Origin of the sequence: Sodalis sp. dw_96, assembly GCF_018449575.1 — a bacterium.
In the GTDB taxonomy this organism is placed as follows: Bacteria; Pseudomonadota; Gammaproteobacteria; order Enterobacterales; family Enterobacteriaceae; genus Acerihabitans.
This window is the reverse complement of the sequence record NZ_JAAVUT010000001.1, coordinates 63,701-82,341: the sequence shown is the minus strand read 5'-3', so window position 1 is coordinate 82,341 and position 18,641 is coordinate 63,701. Positions and strand designations below refer to the sequence as shown.

General features: G+C 54.0%; 17 protein-coding genes and 1 pseudogene. 8 read left to right on the top strand and 10 right to left on the bottom strand.

From position 1 onward, the window contains the following. Positions 1-11 precede the first annotated feature (11 nt). Positions 12-485, top strand: a complete 474-nt coding sequence (locus tag HB631_RS00360) for a YhcH/YjgK/YiaL family protein (protein ID WP_213989176.1) — start codon at positions 12-14, stop codon at positions 483-485. A gap of 421 nt (positions 486-906) precedes the next feature. Then, entirely contained in the window at positions 907-1,758 is an 852-nt protein-coding gene (locus HB631_RS00355) for a PA4780 family RIO1-like protein kinase (protein ID WP_213989175.1), read from the top strand. 106 nt (positions 1,759-1,864) lie between these two features. Here the strand turns inward: HB631_RS00355 and HB631_RS00350 are convergent, their stop codons facing one another. Together HB631_RS00350 and HB631_RS00345 are read right to left on the bottom strand one after the other, a co-directional pair. Further along, entirely contained in the window at positions 1,865-2,347 is a 483-nt protein-coding gene (locus HB631_RS00350; protein ID WP_213989174.1) for a cold shock domain-containing protein, read from the bottom strand. A gap of 188 nt (positions 2,348-2,535) precedes the next feature. Further along, on the bottom strand, positions 2,536-3,075 hold the full coding sequence (locus HB631_RS00345) for a DUF2058 domain-containing protein (RefSeq protein WP_213989173.1): 540 nt from the start codon (positions 3,073-3,075) through the stop codon (positions 2,536-2,538). Between the two features lie 145 nt (positions 3,076-3,220). On the opposite strand from HB631_RS00345, the pseudogene HB631_RS00340 reads away from it, so the two are divergent. Continuing rightward, positions 3,221-3,376, top strand: a pseudogene (locus HB631_RS00340) (aldehyde dehydrogenase family protein); the annotation flags it as partial. 290 nt (positions 3,377-3,666) lie between these two features. On the opposite strand, the gene HB631_RS00335 reads toward HB631_RS00340, so the two are convergent. Beyond that, entirely contained in the window at positions 3,667-4,572 is a 906-nt protein-coding gene (locus tag HB631_RS00335) for a LysR family transcriptional regulator (RefSeq protein WP_213989172.1), read from the bottom strand. 154 nt (positions 4,573-4,726) lie between these two features. On the opposite strand from HB631_RS00335, the gene HB631_RS00330 reads away from it, so the two are divergent. Both HB631_RS00330 and HB631_RS00325 read left to right on the top strand, forming a co-directional pair. Next, a complete protein-coding gene (locus HB631_RS00330; protein ID WP_213989171.1) occupies positions 4,727-5,569 on the top strand; it encodes an oxidoreductase in 843 nt (280 codons plus the stop codon). Positions 5,570-6,160: 591 nt separating this feature from the next. Beyond that, entirely contained in the window at positions 6,161-6,469 is a 309-nt protein-coding gene (locus tag HB631_RS00325) for a hypothetical protein (RefSeq protein ID WP_213989170.1), read from the top strand. Positions 6,470-6,608: 139 nt separating this feature from the next. On the opposite strand, the gene HB631_RS00320 is transcribed toward HB631_RS00325, so the two are convergent. Both HB631_RS00320 and HB631_RS00315 read right to left on the bottom strand, forming a co-directional pair. Further along, the gene (locus HB631_RS00320; RefSeq protein WP_213989169.1) at positions 6,609-7,877 is read right to left on the bottom strand and encodes an MFS transporter; all 1,269 of its coding nucleotides are present in this window, start codon (positions 7,875-7,877) and stop codon (positions 6,609-6,611) included. Positions 7,878-8,319: 442 nt separating this feature from the next. After that, entirely contained in the window at positions 8,320-9,099 is a 780-nt protein-coding gene (locus HB631_RS00315; protein ID WP_213989168.1) for a TetR/AcrR family transcriptional regulator, read from the bottom strand. 1 nt (position 9,100) lies between these two features. Here HB631_RS00315 and HB631_RS00310 point away from each other — a divergent pair, with 1 nt between their 5' ends. The 3 genes from HB631_RS00310 (at position 9,101) to HB631_RS00300 (ending at position 12,752) form a co-directional block, all read left to right on the top strand. Further along, the gene (locus HB631_RS00310) at positions 9,101-10,240 is read left to right on the top strand and encodes an HlyD family secretion protein (protein WP_213989167.1); all 1,140 of its coding nucleotides are present in this window, start codon (positions 9,101-9,103) and stop codon (positions 10,238-10,240) included. Further along, a complete protein-coding gene (locus tag HB631_RS00305; protein WP_213989166.1) occupies positions 10,237-11,736 on the top strand; it encodes a DHA2 family efflux MFS transporter permease subunit in 1,500 nt (499 codons plus the stop codon). The genes HB631_RS00310 and HB631_RS00305 overlap by 4 nt, the downstream gene beginning before the upstream one ends. 74 nt (positions 11,737-11,810) lie before the next feature. Further along, entirely contained in the window at positions 11,811-12,752 is a 942-nt protein-coding gene (locus HB631_RS00300) for an aldo/keto reductase (protein ID WP_213989165.1), read from the top strand. A gap of 161 nt (positions 12,753-12,913) precedes the next feature. On the opposite strand, the gene pqqF is transcribed toward HB631_RS00300, so the two are convergent. From pqqF to pqqB, 5 genes are read right to left on the bottom strand one after another with little or no spacing between them, the layout of a single operon-like run. Next, complete coding sequence (gene pqqF, locus HB631_RS00295) at positions 12,914-15,517, bottom strand: pyrroloquinoline quinone biosynthesis protein PqqF (RefSeq protein WP_213989164.1); 2,604 nt, start codon at positions 15,515-15,517, stop codon at positions 12,914-12,916. Next, on the bottom strand, positions 15,514-16,653 hold the full coding sequence (pqqE, locus tag HB631_RS00290; protein WP_345945671.1) for a pyrroloquinoline quinone biosynthesis protein PqqE: 1,140 nt from the start codon (positions 16,651-16,653) through the stop codon (positions 15,514-15,516). The genes pqqF and pqqE overlap by 4 nt, the downstream gene beginning before the upstream one ends. Next, positions 16,646-16,924: a pyrroloquinoline quinone biosynthesis peptide chaperone PqqD gene (pqqD, locus tag HB631_RS00285; protein WP_213989679.1), complete on the bottom strand. Its 279-nt coding sequence runs from the start codon at positions 16,922-16,924 to the stop codon at positions 16,646-16,648. Before pqqD ends, pqqE begins: the two co-directional genes overlap by 8 nt. Beyond that, a complete protein-coding gene (pqqC, locus tag HB631_RS00280; RefSeq protein WP_213989163.1) occupies positions 16,924-17,679 on the bottom strand; it encodes a pyrroloquinoline-quinone synthase PqqC in 756 nt (251 codons plus the stop codon). Before pqqC ends, pqqD begins: the two co-directional genes overlap by 1 nt. A 2-nt stretch (positions 17,680-17,681) precedes the next feature. Next, a complete protein-coding gene (gene pqqB / locus HB631_RS00275; protein ID WP_213989162.1) occupies positions 17,682-18,596 on the bottom strand; it encodes a pyrroloquinoline quinone biosynthesis protein PqqB in 915 nt (304 codons plus the stop codon). Positions 18,597-18,641 lie beyond the last annotated feature (45 nt).

The following is an 18,641-nucleotide window of genomic DNA, read 5'->3' as shown; positions in this document are numbered from 1 at the left end:
TTGAGTCAATTATGATTTTAGATGAACTGACGTCGGCGACGGAAAACTCTCTTTATCACCCGATAATCCGCCGTACCCTGCGAGTCATCAGCACGCTGGATCTCGCAAACTTGCCGGCGGGGGAAGCGGAAATCGAGGGACGGGATATTTATCTCAACCACATTATCGCCCGCACCAAAATGCTGGCTGAACAGCAGCCGGAACTGCATCGTCACTATATCGACCTGCATATTCTGCTTGAGGGCCGGGAAATTATCGGCGCGGCCACCAGCCACCAGGGGCAGCGTCCCAGCACGGATTTTGACCAGGAAAAGGATTTCGGCCTGTATGAGGGATTCAGCGACGAAACGCTGCTGAGCCTGACGCCGGGGAACATCGCGCTGCTGTTTCCGGGAGAATTGCACCGTCCGATGTCCACGCTGACGCAGCCAGCGCCGATTCGTAAAATCGTGGTGAAGATTGCCCGCTATCTGCTGGATGCCTGATATTACCAACAACCGACGGGTGTAGGGCCGACCCAGGGACATTCATTTCGCCTGTGCGTGCCGCTAGGCCGCAAATTCAATTAAAGGACTTCGTCCGCCCCCTCTGACCAGGCAGCCATTTCAGCCAGGAGGATCATGCCGACCCGATCGGCAGTCAAATCACCCAGCGGCTGCCCACCCTACCCCCAGCCTAGCCCGGCGGCGGGCGGGAGCGTCATTTCGTATACCTGTTCTTCACATGTCACCCTACTTTTGCGCCGCATAACGCCCAGCTGCAATAAATATTGTGGCATAATAGAAACCATCAGGGCAACGCGAGATAAAGGATAATGGTACTCATCAGTGCTACACGAGAGAACTTGTACCGCAAAAATTTTGCGCAAGTTATTCCCTCCCGCGCTGAAATAAGGTACAAGGCTGCATGAAAATTCCAAATAGAATCCAACCTCTGGTGGATGACGGTCTGATAGACAATGTGGTCCGTCGACTGAAAAGCGGCAAAGAAGCCGACGTATACACCGTAATCTGCGGTGAAGAGATTCGTTGCGCTAAAGTTTACAAAGAAGTGACACAGCGCAGCTTCAAGCAGGCCGTGCAGTATCAGGAAGGTCGCAAGGTCCGTAACAGCCGCAACGCGCGCGCGATGGAAAAAGGCTCAAAATTCGGACGCAAGCAGCAGGAAGAGTCCTGGCAGACGGCGGAAGTCGATGCCCTGTTCCGTCTGGCGGATGCCGGTGTGCGCGTGCCGCAGCCGTACATTTGCCTGGATGGCGTGCTGCTGATGGAGCTTATCACCGATGCCGACGGCCTGGTTGCGCCGCGTCTTAGCGATGTGATTCTGACAGAAGAAGAAGCGATAGTCGGTTTTGACACCATGATCCGCAATATCGTGCGCATGCTATGCGTGGGTATCGTGCACGGGGATCTATCGGAATTCAACGTGCTGATGGATGCCGAAGGCCCGGTGATTATCGACCTGCCGCAGGCCGTCGATGCCGCGGCAAATAACCATGCAGGAAAGATGTTTGAGCGCGATGTCAACAACATAACCGGATACTACGGCCAGTTCGCGCCGAAGTTGCTGGAAACCCGCTATGGGAAAGAAATCTGGGCGCTGTATGAAGACGGTAAATTGACCCCGGAAACCATTCTGACCGGAAAATTCGCCGAAGAAACGCATAAAGCCGATGTGGATTCGCTGCTCGACGAAATCATTGCCGCTGAAAATGAATATTACGATCGCCAGCGGGCGCTGAAAGAACGCGATCTTTAAGGCCGGCGCGAACGGATGCGAATAAACGGCTGCCCATATGTGACTGGGTGGCCGAGCAAGGCCTGTGTGATTATCTGATGCTTAATTTGTATTTAAGTGTATTAGCTCAGACCTTGAGCAGTTTCACCGTGGCATCCACGTCTATCTCATCTTCCGAGAAGATTAACGTCGTTCCCTGGAAGGTGGTGATCGCCAGTTTTTTCAGTGAGCGCATTTCACCAGGCTTCGCGGCTGATTTCGGCCTGATGCTACTCATCAGTACACCCACAGACAGCACCACATTTTCTTTATCAATGCGGGTATCGGCAGACACTTCTTCGCTGTAAACCAGGTAAGACTTGATCGACGTAAGCTTAAGGCGCTCGCCCGCAATATAGATGTATTTGCTTTGGGGTACGACTTTCACCGCATAAGCCGACAAACCCTTGTTATTGGTGGTGGCTTCGAAAGTCACCACCGCATCTTTCTTAATCAACTCAGGGTTGGCGACCTTAATCACATGAAAATAACGGTTATCATCGTTTTCATCTTTGATAAATCCATAACCTCTATCCTTAAACCACGTTGTGATCTTTCCGTTCATCGCCATACCGCCTGCTTAATCGTCTGAATACTTAGTTTTTGCAGCGCGCAGTGTAAAGCACAATGCCTGCGCAGACTACGTCTTTGGCTGAAGTCTGGATGATAAATTTCTGGTATGCGAGGGGGACGGACAGGTGAAGGCGTAAGCATCCCTGTAAACCCAACCATCCACTTTAAGCATCTGCAAAACGTTAATTACCACATCAAATCATCGGGCACTTTAAAATCGGCATACGGATCTTCCTCATCTTGCTCTTCCTGACTAAGCGCACTATTTAATACAATACTGTTCGCATCTCGCTGGGCAATTTTATCGGCTACGCTCGCGGGGATAATAGCGTATTTACTCTCGCCGCTGTTATCAACAACCAAACGAGCAATAGCGAGACGCCCACTAATCAGCTGAGCTTGTGTAATCTTATCCACAACTATTTTTTTGATTAAATTATTATCTGTGAAGTTAAAACCAATATCGCCTTTTGAAATGTCAATTTTGTTCATTTCAATGAGCTGCTTCACCTGAGCTTTATACTCTTTAGATAAAGCAGCTTGTTTTTGTTGTTCGCTGAGCTGTTTATCACGCTCAAGCTGTGCTTTTTTATTTTCTTCCACAGCCTCTCTTGCCTCACGAGCCTGAACTCGTGATTTTTTAGCCGTTCTTTGGACTTTGGCCATTTTTTTGCTGGTCACTAATCCAGCTTTTAGCATCTGCTCTTGTAAGGTGAGTTTTGTCATCTTCGTTTCTGAACCCGTTGAATGATTTTTGAGATTATACCTGTAATTTTTGCGGCTGTAACAGGTTGCAGGACCCGATCACCGTGTGGCTGGAGTTTGGAGGGGTCTATCAGTGTCGCTACCGATGTAATTATGACCCCCCAGGGAAACCGGGGGTGTTTTCATCAACGGCTTTTCGGCTTCGAACCCCATCATTCCGGTGGGCGGCGTTAAAAACAGCGGCTACGGGCGTGAACTGTCTCATTTCGGTTTGAGGGAATTCACCAATGCCCAGTCGGTGTGGGTCAAGACTGTCGGCTGATGGACAGCGAAATTCACCATAAAATTAATCCCGGTATCCTGACAGGAGAACAGAATGAGTAAACATAACAGATCGGATTGAAAGATATAAAGCAGCCATATATTTTGCTCAGGAATTATTATTTGTATTAGGCACCCGCTAAAGCAAATTAATGCTCTTCTTGGTAGCGTAGTTTATTTGGGATTCAGAAGTAATACAGCCACCTCAAGGGTGGCTGTGTTTGGGAATGCTTTATGCGTTCGCCGGCCTGCATTTTCACCGTCGCGGGGAGAGCGCCGTCTTTTTATGCCCTAGCCTTTCAATAAAGAAATAAATGAAGATAATACGGGAGAGACGCGCCGCCGGGATGGGTAATAAAGAAAGAAACCGGGGAAATGAGTCGTCCAGTCTTCCAATAATCTTATCAGGCGGCCGGCCGCTATATGGTCTTTCACCTCGTGGTCAAGGACATAGGCTATGCCCAACCCGTCAAGGGCGGCTTGCAGCATCAGGTCAGGGTCATTGAAGGTCAGCGGACCGTTGAGGGCAATTCTTAAGTCTCTGCCCTCCTTTGAAAATTCCCAGGAGTAAATGTTATTTGCCGAAATCATCCGGTAATTAATGCATTTATGGGTTTTGAGATCTTCCGGCGTTGCCGGTAAAGGCCGGTCCTTCAGGTAGCCTGGTGAGGCCACCACCGCCATGCAAAGCGGCGGTCCTGCGGGGATGGCCACCATGTCCTGCTGTAATTTTTCCCCCAGCCGGATGCCGGCATCAAATCGTTCGGCAACGATATCACTAAACCCATAGTCAATGATCACTTCCAGGGTGGCCTGCGGATACATGGCACAGAATTTACCGGTTAAAGGACGTATTACATTGTTATATGCCTGTCGGGTGACATTAAGACGCAGGGTTCCCGTCACATGCTTTTCCGCAAGGGCTAGCTCATTTAGCGTCCCTTCGATGGTGTCCAGCGCAGGCAGTAGCGCTAGCAATAGTTTCTCCCCCGCTTCCGTCGGGGCAACGCTGCGGCTGGTGCGTTGCAGCAGAGACATGCCCAGGCGGGCCTCGAGTCGTTTAATCGTATAGCTCAGCATCGATGTGGACATCTTTAATTCGGCGGCGGCTCGGGTAAAACTGCAGATACGGGCCACCGTGGCGAAAGCGGATAAATCATCGAGATTGCCCTTGCTGATTGTTTTATCAGATTGCATGGCTCGTCCTAATTATCAGACATGATAAAAAAATTCTAGGCTATTACACTCAATGCTCATTGTCGATGAGATCGAACGACGTTCGTCGCCCCCCGTCAGTCCTCCTGGTGACTGGGAAGGGGCCTAAATGAAATAAAGAGATAAGGGCTGACACATGATTAAAGATAAATCTGTATGGCTGATAACCGGCTGCTCCAAAGGTCTGGGACGAGACCTTGCTGAACAGGTACTGATGGCGGGTTATCGCGTTGTGCTGACCGCAAGAGATGCCTCCGCGCTGGATGACCTGGTCAAAAAGTATAAAGATGCGGCGATTGCTCTTGAACTGGATGTCACCCGCCCCGAGCAGGCAGAGGCCGCGGTTAACGCTGCAAAAGCGCGCTTCGGCGCGGTTGATGTCCTGGTAAACAATGCTGGTTACGGCTATCTGGCCGCCATAGAAGAAGGTGACGAGCAGGATGTCCGCGACCTGTTTGAAACCAATGTTTATGGAACCTGGAACATGATCAAAGCGGTGCTGCCGGGGATGCGCGGGCGGGGACATGGGCATGTTGTCAATGTCAGCTCCGTGGGCGGACTGGTTACGTTTCCCGCCGTCGGGTTTTATCACATGACAAAATTTGCCGTTGAAGGCCTCTCGGAAACGTTGTTTAAAGAGCTTGCTCCGTTTGGGATTGGCGTCACGGTTGTCGAACCGGGCGCGTTCCGTACCGACTTTCGTAGCCCAAATTCAATGAAACAATCGAAGGTTCGTCTGGCGGCCTATGCTGAAACCACCGGTAAGGTACGCGCGGGCCTGTCTGCGGCGCACGGTATTCAGCGAGGCGACCCGGCACTGGCCGGCAAAGCCATTATTACCGCCTTGCAGGCGGAAAAGCCCCCTGTGCACCTGATTTTGGGGGCGGATGCCCTGGAACAGGTGCGGCAGAAACTGAGCCAACTGGGACAGGAAATCAGTGATTGGGCAAGCGTCACCACCAGTACCGACTTCAGTTAGGCTGAATCATCTGAAAAGGGTTGTTCAACAAAAAGACTTACCCCATACATTAAGGGCCGCCTAGGTGGCCCTTCTCATTACCGATCGCGAATATCAAAAACGATCGTGCCAATATTTGGCCCTAGCCGACCAGGGCAAAAACATAAAAAAACGGTTCTTATCCCCATTTCGAATACCTCCATTGGTTAGCACGCGAAGATTAAAACAATACGTATCACTACTAATTTTTATCTAGGTTAATATGTTAATTCTGTCATTAGCACTTGAAACTAATGAGATTTTTATTATTCTAATCTAAGTGTTTTCTCAAAATGCGTTAAATACAAGAAATGATAAAAGTGGCAATTGCAACTTTACAATACGAGATGTAGGTTAAAAGCATTAATAACCCAAGTAAATATAATAAAATGCTTTCATGTTACGCAATCCTTTAGCGGAGCAAATTTATGCCAAAATTTTGATAGTTTTTTATTTAATTTAAAATTACATCAAAGCTAAAAATACTTTTCAGCTTTATGAACCATTATTGTCTGAATGATATATCACCAGACAAATATTATTATACACGGCTAATCATTGGGCGCATATATCATGAGAATGACCACGAGTTCCATTATATTGACAGGCTTTATGCTGTTTTCTTCCGGATGCGCCTATTTGAATTTTACCCCTGGCGATAAGCCTTCTGATACCGCGCCCAAGTTAGTCAGCCCTCCGGGTCAAAAACAGTTTTGGAATAACGCAAAACTGTTTGGTCCCGTGCCTAAGATATATCAAGATGAAGGGGACAAAGAGTGTGCGGCGCAAGGAAACGGAAAGGCCATTGGCTATCATCCCCATCCAAAGGATTACTACGGCAAGGATTTTGGCAAAAGAGGATACTTATGCTCGGTGATTTAGAAACATGCCGGGGAGGGATGTAAATGCGTTGCGAAAGGACATCCGTTGTGTCTGATTGCAGCCGGATTGTCTTTCCGCACCCTCTACCAACCGACCTGGAGACCAATGACAGGCCGGCGATTATTGCTATTCAGCTTGCTTAAGCGGTTCGTTCAGCACTGAACGTCGGGTCGGATGATTTCAGCAGCGTCCACAATATCACCGCGCCAATCACATCAAAAACCGATAAAACGGCGAACAGCGGACTGAAACCGATGGTATCGGCCAACGCCCCCACCACCAGCGCAAACAGCGTGCTTGCCGTCCAGGCCGCCATACCGGTAAAACCATTCGCTGTCGCCACCTCCCCCGGATCAAACATATCGGAGGAGAGCGTAATCAATGCGCCGGACAACGACTGGTGGGCAAACCCGCCGACGCACAGCAGGGCAATGGCGACAAACGGACTGCCGAACAGTCCCACCATGCCCGGCAGCAGCATCATCGCCGCGCCCATGGTCACCACCAGCTTACGGGAAACGACGATATTTACGCCGAATACTTTTTGGAAAATCCCGGGCAGGTAGCCGCCGATGATGCAGCCCATATCGGCAAACAGCATGGGGATCCAGGCAAACATGGCAATATCTTTCAGCGTGAAGCCGTAAGTATGCACCATAAACAACGGGATCCAGGCGTTAAAGGTCCCCCATGCCGGTTCGGCCAGGAAGCGCGGCAGCGCAATCCCCCAGAATTTACGCTGTTTAAGCAAGCGACCGATATGAACCTTTTCCACCTGCGTTTTTTCCGGTTGTCCGCCGGTAATGTACAGGTACTCTTCCTTCGACAGGGATTTGGATTTTGACGGACGGTTGTATACCAGCAACCAGCCAATGCCCCACATCACGCTGGCCAAGCCGACAATGACAAAGGCCAGACGCCAGCTATGGATATAGATGGCCCAGGCCACCAGCGGCGGCGCTATTACCGCCCCCATTGAGGAACCCACGTTGAAATATCCCACCGCAACGGAACGTTCCTTATCCGGGAACCATTCAGTCACGGCTTTTAACCCCGCGGGAATCATGGCGCTTTCTGCAAAACCGCCCAAGCCGCGAAGTACCGCCAACCCTTTCCAGCCACCGGCAAAAGATGCGCCGAGGCAAAAAATCCCCCACAAAACGCCAAAAACGGTATAACCGACTTTAGTACCCAGAGAATCAATCACATAACCAACGATAGGTTGGGCTATGGTGTAACAAGCCGAGAACACCGCGATAATGTAGGAATATTGTTGTGTCGTGACGTGCAGATCGCTTTGTAGCGTTGGCGCGGCCGCTGAAATGGTGTTTCTGGTTAAATAGCACAAAATCGTGCCGAGGGTAACCAATGACACCATATACCAGCGCAAATGACCCGTCGTGCGCATATACCTTACCCCTTGTTCATCGCCATACAGTACCTTGTTGAAAATACTGCAGCAGGCACTATCTTATTGAAAAAAAAGACAAATCCACGGCCATGGCGCTATAGGGGCGTCAAAGAAAATTTTTCCAGCCATTCAGATATGCGCTTAATTTGTAGTATGAATCACAGTTTTTATGATAATGGAGCAGCGTTTCATTATTTTTCGTGATCTGGCTCAACTTTGATGGGGTCAGGGCTTTGCTTGGTCACTGAGTGTGATCGCCGTCACACTTTTGTGATGCCTTAACATAAGGTGGGGTACATTCGACGGGATCAAACGCTTCTTCCGGGGAATGAACTCAATTAATACATACATCTATGCACTTACTTCAGCATGGTGATATTGGGCGAGCTGGGTTCCATCAGGGGAGGTGGTACCCTCCTCCAGGCATCTGTTCCGCCTTTCACCCGCAAATCAGATTTATCACGCTGTTGGCGACCTCCATCAATACAGCGCGGGATTCTCCCGCCCGGGCACGGATTGAAAGGGTATGCAGCACCGCGGACCCGACGATGGCAAGAGCGGCAACGTCGGCATCTTTTTTTAATTCTCCCGCAATGATGGCTGCTCGCAGCCTTGTTTCGAGACTGGCGTCAAGTTGATGCATCCGCCCCAAAAGAAACGTTTGTATTGGTGCATCCCCCATGGACTCGGACGTGGCTGTGCTGATCATAAAGCAGCCTCGCGGTTGGCCGTCGCCCGAGAAGTAGATTGACAATTGCCCCTGATAAAAATGCGTCAACGCCTGGCGTAATGACAGCGTGTTATCCGCAAGCGCCTTACGCATGGCATCAGCGGCCTGTACCCAATATTGCTCTAGTGCCTTGATATAAAGCGCGTGCTTATTGCCGAATGCCGCATAAAGACTCGGGCGATTCATCCCGGCGGCATTGGCGATGCCATCCAGCGAAGCTGCGGAATACCCCTGGTGCCAAAAAATATCTAGAGCCTGCTGTATCGCTGCCTCAGGGTTATACGCACGGGGGCGGCCACGGCCCTTCCCTTCTGAAACTTTATTTTGTGCCATAGTGTACAAAAGTCCTTGAACAAAGATCGGTTGCTCGATATTCTTACATTGTCGCACAAAATTAAAGACTCTGAAAAGGCTAAGTTTTAAGCTTCGTGCGGCGAAGCGATACCTCAGGGGGAAAGGCCCTGTTTCCGGATGGAAGGTGAAGTTCATTATGACTAAAAATGTTGGCAACGCGGCGTTGGACGCCCGCGAACTGAAAGAGCTTACAAAAGCCGGGACGCATATCAGGAAAAGAGTCAAAGAGACATTACGTCCCATCCTTATGATTGGATTACCTGTTCTTTTAGCCGTAGCCGGCTGTTTGTATTATCTGGGCGCCGAACCCTATGTTTCAACCGACAATGCATACGCTCGGGTAGCTAAAACATTGATCAATGCCCAGGTTTCAGGACAAGTCGCCAAAATTGCGGTGAAGGACAACCAACGGGTTTATAAAGGACAAGTTCTCTTTCAAATAAATGCTGAGCCGTACCGGATTGCGCTCAGCCAGACAGAAGCACAGCTGAATGTCGCAAGACTTGCTATTGAAGGACTGAAGGCAAAATACCGGGAACAACAGGCTGAACTGCAATCGGCCAAAGAATCGGCTGATTTTGAGCAAAAAGACTTTCTTAGAAAAAAGACGCTGGTGGTCAGCCAGTCCATTTCCCGCTCAGAATACGAACGCGCGGATACCGACCTTAAAGTTGCCCGGCAGCGAATAGCGTCCATAGAACAGCAGATTGCCAATACGGTGGTTGAATTGGGCGGTCATCCGGATATAGAGGTCGATAATCATCCCGCTGTTCGCGAAGCCAGGAGCGCCTTCGATGAAGCACGGCTGCTCCTGTCTTACACCACCATATATGCGCCTGACGACGGTATTGTGGCTAAAGTGGATGATTTACAGGTCGGCAACTATATCAACAGCGGTGCGCCGGCGTTTGCCCTGCTATCCCGGCGGCAGATGTGGGTTGAAGCCAACTTCCGGGAAACGGAAGTGACCCATATGCATGTAGGCCAAGATGCGACAATCAATATTGATACCTATCCTGATCGAATTTTCAAAGCCCACGTCATCAGCATGAGTCCTGGGGCAGGATCGGATTTCACCCTGGTACCGCCTGAAAACGCAACCGGGAACTGGGTCAAGGTCGTTCAGCGGGTACCGGTTCGGCTCGAATTTGATGAGCCAAGTTCCGATCTTACCCTGTTCTCCGGTACCAGCGCCACGGTAAAGGTCGATACCGGATATCGCGGGTTCTGGGCGCCGCTGTTCGGAAAATTATTGACCGCGGGTCGTCGCCTATGAGCGTCAATACTGAGGGTACGCCAGAGCAAAAAGGCGTCCGCACGCTAAAAGCCGCCGCCCTGCTCGCGACCTATATGCAAGCCGTGAATCTGTCTTTGCCGAATGCGGCACTGAGCTTTATTCAGGGAAGCTTATCGATGTCCGACGATGAAGTGGGCTGGATATTCACGGCCTATCTCGCCGCGAGCGCGATCAGCATGCCGTTGGCCCAGTGGCTGGCGGTACGCTATGGCTTGAAAAGGGTGTTTCAAACCGCGCTGGCACTCTTCACGATGGGGTTGCTTCTCGGCACCCTTGCCACCAGCCCGCTGGAGTTTGTCGGCGCGCGTATTGTTCAAGGCGCGGCCAGCGGCATTCTCGGCCCCCTTTCAATGGCGATTGTAGTGGAATTGCTCCCCGCTGCCCGACGGGTGAAATTCGGCCATGCCTGGACGGCTATTGTACTGTTCGGCATAGCCAGCGGCCCGGGTATTGGTGGCTGGCTCAGCGAATATTACGGATGGCGTGCGTTATTCTATATCAGCCTTCCGCTAACAGGATTTATCGCAATCGCAACCGCCCTGTCCCTTGCCGATAAAAAAGCCGGGAAAAGCGCCCCTTTTGACTTTTTCGGCTTCGGTACCTTTACGGTGGGTATGATTGCGTTGCAGATGATGCTCGACCGGGGTGAGCGCATGGAGTGGTTTGCCTCGTCGGAAATCCGGGCGGAGGCCTTGGCATCCGCACTGGCATTCTATCTGTACATGGTGCACATACTGACCGCGAAAGTGCATTTTCTCAACAAAGCATTGTTCAGAAACAGAAATTTCGTATTTTCAACCATCATTTTTTTCGCGGCCGGGTTTGTGCTGCTGTCAACGATGGCGCTGACTTCTCCGATGTTGAACGAACTGCTCGGGTATCCGCCGGCAACAACCGGTTTCATGACGATTCCACGGGGTATCGGATTATTAAGCGCATTTATCCTGATGGGCCGTATTTCCGAAAGTCTCGACCCTCGGCCGTGGGTCGCCGCAGGCATAGCGTTAGTGATTTATGCCAATTTTCTGATACTCGGCTATTCACCGGCGATGGACTGGTGGCCAGTGGCGGTTACCGGAGCGATCCAGGGGATTGGCCTCGGCGTTTTAATGCCGTCGCTTGCCAAGGTGGCGTTCAGCACCCTTGCCCCCGGTCTGCGTGCCGAAGGCGCAGGTTTTTTCAATCTTGCTCGTGTCTATGGCAGCACGATGGGCGTTGCGGTGGTACAGATATTTTTTTTCAACAATAGCCAAGCGATGCATCAGGCATTTGCAAGTCACTTGACGCCCTACTTTATTGCCGCACATAACCTGGCGGCGTCCACCAGCCCGGTGGCGACCGCGGCGCTCAACGAAATGATTACCGGTCAGGCGTCGTTTGTCGCGCTGGTCGGGCAGTTCAAACTTTTGTTGTTGGCAATGGCGGTAGTGAGCCCATTGGCGTTGTTATTTGATAAAGCCGCGACTGCGGATTAAACCCCGCAGAAACGAGTTTATCGTTGAATCTGCATCATCTTTTATGATTGTTAACAAATAACCGGAGTAAAGATATGACTACGCAAAATAAACTTCGCGACACAACATTGCCGGTTCTACAGGGTTCCGGCGAGATGCCGGCGGTGGGATTCGGCACGCTTTTCCGCGATCTTTCAGTGACAAAACAGGCCGTCATAGCTGCGTTGGAAGCCGGTTACCGGCATTTCGACTGTGCGGAGCGCTATGGAAATGAGGAGATGGTCGGTTTGGCAATCCACGAGGCTTTGAAGGCCGGCAAGGTCAGGCGGGAGGATTTGTTCATCACCACGAAATTATGGAACACCAATCATCGTCCGGAGCGGGTTCTGCCTGCTTTTGAGGGGAGCCTCGCCCGTCTTCGCCTTGATTATATCGATTGCTACCTGATCCATACTCCCTTTGCCTTTCAACCCGGCGAGAATCAGGATCCCCGGGATGAACGGGGCCAGGTCATTTACGACACGGGGGTAACGTTGACAGAGACCTGGAGCGCCCTTGAACGGCTTGTGGAGAGTGGACGGTGCAAATCCATCGGCTTGTCTGATATCACTTTGCCGCTGCTGAAAAAAATTGTCGCGACGGCGCGGATAAAACCGGCTGTGGTGCAGGTTGAATGTCATCCTTTCCTGCCTGAGTGGGAGCTGTTTGAGTTTTGCCGGCAGCATAGAATTATCCTGCTCGCGTTCGCGCCCCTCGGCCATGGCATGGATCCGAATGTTCTGGAAGATCCGGTGATCACCCGAATTGCCCGCCGTTTGCAAAAGACGCCGGCACAGGTGGCGTTGGCCTGGTGTGTGCAGCGAGGCGCTGCTTTTTTGACGACTTCCGCGGCGCCAAGCCATATTCAAGAAAACATGGATATTTCAACGCTGCCTGTAAGTGCAATGGATGAAATTCAGCAAAATATTACCACCAGGATACGTTTTAATTCGGTGGTGGAAACCGGTGTGCCTGGTTTTATTCCGCAAAGAAAATGATGTATGGGAGACCAGAGGATTTAAACGCGGCAAAAAATCGGCGTTATCCCAGGACTCACGGTTTTTCGGCTCCCTTTGCCGGAACCGGATAGCGTTAAATTTATCCGGGGAAGGATCAACCGGGGAAAAGTAACTGTTAAAGATGATCCCGACAACGGAACCTATGCGGTGGTCGCCACTATATTACCGGCAGAGTGCTTGGCCGAATCGATAAAGATTCTATGCCAGCGCTTGAGCGCCATTGGGTCTATATGCTCCAGGCGCTCCCGGGCCTGGGACGTGACGATCGCCGGGTCAATAAAGCACGCCTGCCCGGCGCGGATAAAGCGGTTTGGCTCCCGGCAGGTCAGCATCCGCCATAGAGAGGCACGCCGCTCCGCCAGCAGCTCTGCCGGCATCTCGTCAAGCCGAGTCTCCATCCATTGCAAAAATGCCAGTGTGCGCTGATGCAGTTCTTCACCGTTAAAGTGCGGAGATTGCAGGGCAAACACAATCCCGGCACGCCATGCCGTATCATAAAAGCTGCAATTAGCGACATAGCCGATGTTCTGCTCCACGCGCAGCTGCTGAAAGTACCAAGGCTGGTAGATCAGCGCCAACAGACGCCAGGCGAGCTGGCTGTCGATGTCGGCGGCCGGCAACGGGCAGAAAAGGATGAAGGCGTGATCTCCCTCGGCCTGCGGCAGCGTATAGCGCGCCGCGTTCGGCGTTGCTGCGGTAGGGAGTTCCGGTGCGGCGCCGGACGGCGTCGCTGCGGCAGGGAGTTCCGATGCGGCGGCGAACGGCACTGCTGCTGTAGGGAATTCCGGTGCCGCAAAAGTGCCGGGGAAACGGCTCAGCAGTCGGGAAAGCTGGTGGTGCAGACCGGCTGTGCCGCCATACAGGGTTCCTTGCCAGGAGACATCTCCCAGCCAGTGGGCCATGCCGTGCCCTGGCGCCGCTGGCGGTCGGTTCGAAGCGTTGTCCCCGGCGACCGTCCCCAGCCAGCCCGGCAGCTGGCTCAAAAGCCGGCGCACCGGGATCTGTCCCTGCTCGCGCCATAGTTCGTGCTGCCGGGCGCGTTGTCCCTGGCGGATTACCGCTTCAGGAAGATCCCGCAACCGCTCGCTTATGACCTCAAGCGCGCGGGGCATCATGGCGTCATCGGCGCAAAGCTGAAGCAGCCACACGCCCTGCCGCCGCTCAATGCGCAGCTCGCTCCCGCCGTGGGCCAGATTGGCCGCCGTCGCCCGCAGCGCCGCGTGCAGAATGTGCCCTTGGAGCTCGGTAAAGCCGCTGCAGGGCGCCGGATACAGCGTCAGCACCGCGGTCTCCCCCGCCGCAATCTGCCGTAACCTCACGAACTGGGAGGGGAGTGCGGGCTGCGTCTGAGGTAAGGGGGGCGTTTGAGGCATGGGCCGCGCCTGCGGCATAGGCTGCGCCTGCGGCAGTTGATGCGTCGTGAGGAATGCGCTGTCGGCATAAAAACAGAGCGTCGGCATCGGAACCGGTCCCGCAAAGGGCGGAGTAAACGGGGCGAGTTGCAGGTCAAACCCCCGGCTGTGGACCCGAGACCCCGTAACCTGCTCCGATAGCCATAACCGGCTTATCCCCTCCGGCCGGAACCGTGCCAGCCAGCGCCGCCAGGACTGCGTGTCGATGCGCTGCGGCGTCGATGCATCAAAAGCCAGGTCCCGCAGCTGATCCAGCGGCGTTTGGCTGTCAAAGCGCCGCTGCGCCAGCCGGGCGTAATGCCGCAACTGTTTATTATCCGACAGCGCGGACAGCTGCGTTAGCCAGTATAAAAATGCCCGTTCCACCTGTACGCCCAACGCGGGGTCGTCCCGGGTCAGGGTGAATTCCACCGCGACGATGGCCGTATCAGGACCGCGCCAGCTGTTGATAAGATCGGCGCCGTCGCACCAATCACGCTCCCGCAGCCAGGCCATCAGGCTACCGTCCGCCTCGTCGTTCAGCAGGGCGCGTAAAATGTCATATCCGCCCGCGTCACAGTTCCGCCAGCCGTTCAGGGCAAAACTCAGCCGAAGCCGTGGACCGCCGGCAACCTGAAGCATGGCGTCGCCACGGGATGTCAACCGCAACGGCGACGCGGGGATGACGGTGCGGGTTGCCGGCAAGCTGGCGCCGTAGCTTTCGGCCAGGGCGCGCAGCTCAGCCAAGGGCTGCGGCCCCTGCAACCACAGCGTCATGCGGCCGGCCTGGTAATGTTCCCGATGAAAATCCCGCAGCGCCTGCCACAGAGACGGTAAATCCCCGCCGAAACCGGCGCGGCTGCCCGCTTGGAAACGCCGCAAGGCCGGCGCGCCGTCGAACAGGTACAGCTGCGCCGCGTCGCATAGGGTATCCGCATCGGCCATCAACAGCCGATACTCGGCATCAATAACGTTTATTTCCTGTTCCAGGGCGGCAAGGTCGAATAACGGCGCGGCAAGCATATCCGTCAACCGCGCCAAACCCGGCGCCAGCTTCGGGGGATCGACGGCAAAAAAGAAGGCGGTGCGATCACCGCGGGTGGTGGCATTCAGTCGACCTCCCTGCGCCGGGATCCAGCTTAACAGCCGCTGCTGCTGTTGATAGGCCCTGCCGCCGGTGAAAAGCAGATGTTCCAGCAGGTGCGCCAAGCCCGGCCAGGCGGTTGGTTCGGCATCGCTGCCGACCTCAACCCGCAGCAGCGCGGCGGCTTCGGTTGCCCACGCATCATGCCGCAAACAGAGGGTCAATCCGTTCGCCAGAAGTTGCCGCGCCTCCTGCCGGACCCCCTTCATGGGATGCTTTTAAAAATCAGCTGCGAGTTGACGCGGTTACGGAACTGCAGTTCATGGATCTGCGTTCGTGTGCGATTGGCCGCCTCGCGCGCAGCGAGGATTTTGTCGTGATGGGACGATTTTGCACAGACCGGATCGGCATTGTCGGCACTGCCGGTCAGCATAAATGCCTGACAACGGCAGCCGCCGTAGTCTTTCTCCTTTTCGTCGCAGGAACGGCACGGCTCCGGCATCCAATCGAAACCGCGATAGCGGTTAAAGCCGAAGGAGTGGTGCCAAATGTCATCGAGATCATGCTCCAGCACCGAGGGAAATTTCACCGGCAGCTGGCGTGCGCTATGGCATGGCAGCGCGGTGCCCTCCGGCGTAACGCTGATGAAGATAGCGCCCCAGCCGCCCATGCAGCCTTTGGGCCGCTCTTCATAATAATCGGGGGTGACAAACAGCAGATTGGTCAAGTTGCCGTCCTTCGCCATGCTCTCCCGATAGCGCTTCACTACCTGCTCGGCGCGCTCGATTTGATCCCGCGTCGGCAGCAGCCCTTCCCGGTTCAGCTGGGCCCAGCCGTAAAACTGGCAGGTGGCCAGCTCGACGTCATCGGCTTCCAGCTGGAGACAAAGCTCAATAATGCGATCGATCTGATCGATGTTATGGCGATGCAGCACAAAATTGAGCACCATCGGATAACCATGGGCTTTAACCGCCTTGGCCATCGCCAATTTCTGCCGGAAGGCTTTTTCCGAGCCCGCCAGCGCGGCGTTCAGGGTTTCGTCGCTGGCCTGGAAACTGATTTGGATATGATCAAGGCCGGCGTCCGCGAAGGTTTGCAGCTTTTTCTCCGTCAGGCCGATACCTGACGTAATGAGGTTGGTATAAAAGCCCAGGTCGTGGGCGGCGGCGATCAATTCCGCCAGGTCTTTGCGCATAAGCGGCTCGCCGCCGGAGAATCCCAGTTGCACGCTGCCCATGGCGCGCGCCTGCTTAAACACCTTGATCCACTGTGTGGTGGTCAGCTCTTTGTCCTGCGACGCGAAATCGAGGGGGTTGGAGCAGTACGGGCACTGCAGCGGACAGCGGTAGGTCAGTTCCGCCAGCAGCCATAGCGGCGGATTCACGACTGGTTTTTGCTCATTCACGAAAGATAATCCACTTTTGCTGATAGGCCTGGATGAAAAATTGGCTGACGTCATCATCGAGCTCCGACGCCTGGGGAAAACGGGCGCACAGATCGGCGATAATCTCGCCGAGGGTCCGTTTGCCGTCCACCAATTGCAGAATGGCGGCGGCGCTGTCGTTAAGTTTCGCCATCCCTTCCGGATAGAGAATGACGTGGCTATTCTGCTTCTCTTCCCACTGCAAACGGAAACCGCGCCGGAACATCGGCGTCTGTGAGTGATTAAGCTCCATCATACCAGTCTCGTTTTGTGCCATACCGACTCGGAGGAGACGGTATGGTAAGGAGGACGATGCAATTCATACGCCATGCTCATGGCATCCAGCATGCTCCAGAGTATGTCCAATTTGAACTGTAGGATTTCCAGCATGCGCTGCTGTTTTTCCACACTGTCGCAATACTCCAGCGCCAGCTGTAACCCGTGTTCCACATCGCGGTTCGCCTGGCTCAGGCGGCTGCGGAAGTAGCCGTAGCCTTCCGCTTCGATCCACTGATAGTGGCCGGGCCAGGTATCGAGACGCGCCTGATGAATCTGCGGCGCAAACAGCTCGGTGAGCGAACTGCACGCCGCCTCTTGCCAATTGGCGCGGCGGGCGAAGTTGACATAAGCATCCACGGCAAAGCGCACGCCCGGCAAAACCCTCTCTTCCGACAGCAGCACGTCGCGCTTGAGGCCCACGGCTTCGCCGAGGCGTAGCCAGGCTTCAATGCCGCCGTCGCCGTCGCCCTGACCGTCATGGTCAAGGATGCGTTGCACCCATTTGCGACGCACTTCCGGATGCGGACAGTTGGCCATGATCGCCGCGTCTTTCAGCGGAATGCTGGTCTGATAATAAAAACGGTTCGCCACCCATCCCTGGATCTGTTCGCGGGTCGCCTGACCGTTATGCATGGCGATGTGGTAGGGATGGTAGATATGGTAATAAGCGCCTTTGTCCCGTAGCGCCTGTTCAAAGGCCTGTGGTGACAGCGGTTGCGTTTGTGTCATGGCTATACCTCGATCAGCATCCCATCCCAGCTTACCTCGATGCCTTGCCGCGTCAGACTTTGCCGTTCGTCGGAGTCTTCATCGAGGATGGGATTGGTATTATTAATATGAATCAGGATTTTTCGCTTAGCGGGCAGCGAGGCCAGCAGCGCGGCCAGGCCCTGCTCTTCCCCCAAGGCCAGATGCCCCATCTCACGACCGGTATGCCGGCCTACGCCGGTAAGGGAAAGTTCGTTATCACGCCACAGCGTGCCGTCAATCAACAGGCAGTCGGCTTTTCGCAGCCACGGCATCAGCGTTTCATCCGGCTCGCCCAGACCGGGCGCATAGAGCAAGCTTTTGCCGCTGCGGCCGTCTTCCATAAACAGCGCGATATTGTGTCCCGGCAGCGGACGGTCGCGGTAGGAGGAATAAGGCGGCGCATTGCTCAGCAACGGGATCGGCGTAAACCGTATCGTCTGGCTGACGGCGACGCTGAAGGGCTGCCCCGGCACAATGGGATGGTGCTCAAGGCCGCCATTCCAGTGCGATAGGATGGTAAACACCGGAAAGCCGCTGGTTAAATCCTGATGCACCTCGTCGGTGCACCACACCTTGTGCGGGCAGCCTTCACGCAAATTTAGCAAGCCCGCGCTGTGATCGATTTGGCTGTCGGTGAGAATAATGGCGCCGATCCCGGTTCCGCGCAGCACGCCCGGGGCGGGAGACAATTCCGGGGTCGCCAGGATTTGATGGCAAATATCGGGTGAAACATTGCACAGCACCCATTCGGTACCGTTGTCGCTGATGGCAATGGAGGATTGCGTCCGCCGCGAGGCTTTTATCGTGCCGGTGCGTACGCCTTGACAGTTTTGGCAGTTGCAATTCCATTGTGGAAATCCTCCGCCTGCCGCGGAGCCTAAAACTTTAATCTGCATATGCTAACCGGGAAATTCAAAAGAAAGATGCCCGCGGTAGCGCGG

What these genes read in the sequence shown, in the direction of transcription:
- HB631_RS00360 (WP_213989176.1), top strand. Translation starts at nt 12, where the DNA reads ATGATTTTAGATGAACTGACGTCGGCGACGGAAAACTCTCTTTATCAC.
- HB631_RS00355 (WP_213989175.1), top strand. Translation starts at nt 907, where the DNA reads ATGAAAATTCCAAATAGAATCCAACCTCTGGTGGATGACGGTCTGATA.
- HB631_RS00350 (WP_213989174.1), bottom strand. Translation starts at nt 2,347, where the DNA reads ATGGCGATGAACGGAAAGATCACAACGTGGTTTAAGGATAGAGGTTAT.
- HB631_RS00345 (WP_213989173.1), bottom strand. Translation starts at nt 3,075, where the DNA reads ATGACAAAACTCACCTTACAAGAGCAGATGCTAAAAGCTGGATTAGTG.
- HB631_RS00335 (WP_213989172.1), bottom strand. Translation starts at nt 4,572, where the DNA reads ATGCAATCTGATAAAACAATCAGCAAGGGCAATCTCGATGATTTATCC.
- HB631_RS00330 (WP_213989171.1), top strand. Translation starts at nt 4,727, where the DNA reads ATGATTAAAGATAAATCTGTATGGCTGATAACCGGCTGCTCCAAAGGT.
- HB631_RS00325 (WP_213989170.1), top strand. Translation starts at nt 6,161, where the DNA reads ATGAGAATGACCACGAGTTCCATTATATTGACAGGCTTTATGCTGTTT.
- HB631_RS00320 (WP_213989169.1), bottom strand. Translation starts at nt 7,877, where the DNA reads ATGCGCACGACGGGTCATTTGCGCTGGTATATGGTGTCATTGGTTACC.
- HB631_RS00315 (WP_213989168.1), bottom strand. Translation starts at nt 9,099, where the DNA reads ATGAACTTCACCTTCCATCCGGAAACAGGGCCTTTCCCCCTGAGGTAT.
- HB631_RS00310 (WP_213989167.1), top strand. Translation starts at nt 9,101, where the DNA reads ATGACTAAAAATGTTGGCAACGCGGCGTTGGACGCCCGCGAACTGAAA.
- HB631_RS00305 (WP_213989166.1), top strand. Translation starts at nt 10,237, where the DNA reads ATGAGCGTCAATACTGAGGGTACGCCAGAGCAAAAAGGCGTCCGCACG.
- HB631_RS00300 (WP_213989165.1), top strand. Translation starts at nt 11,811, where the DNA reads ATGACTACGCAAAATAAACTTCGCGACACAACATTGCCGGTTCTACAG.
- pqqF (WP_213989164.1), bottom strand. Translation starts at nt 15,517, where the DNA reads ATGAAGGGGGTCCGGCAGGAGGCGCGGCAACTTCTGGCGAACGGATTG.
- pqqD (WP_213989679.1), bottom strand. Translation starts at nt 16,924, where the DNA reads ATGGAGCTTAATCACTCACAGACGCCGATGTTCCGGCGCGGTTTCCGT.
- pqqC (WP_213989163.1), bottom strand. Translation starts at nt 17,679, where the DNA reads ATGACACAAACGCAACCGCTGTCACCACAGGCCTTTGAACAGGCGCTA.
- pqqB (WP_213989162.1), bottom strand. Translation starts at nt 18,596, where the DNA reads ATGCAGATTAAAGTTTTAGGCTCCGCGGCAGGCGGAGGATTTCCACAA.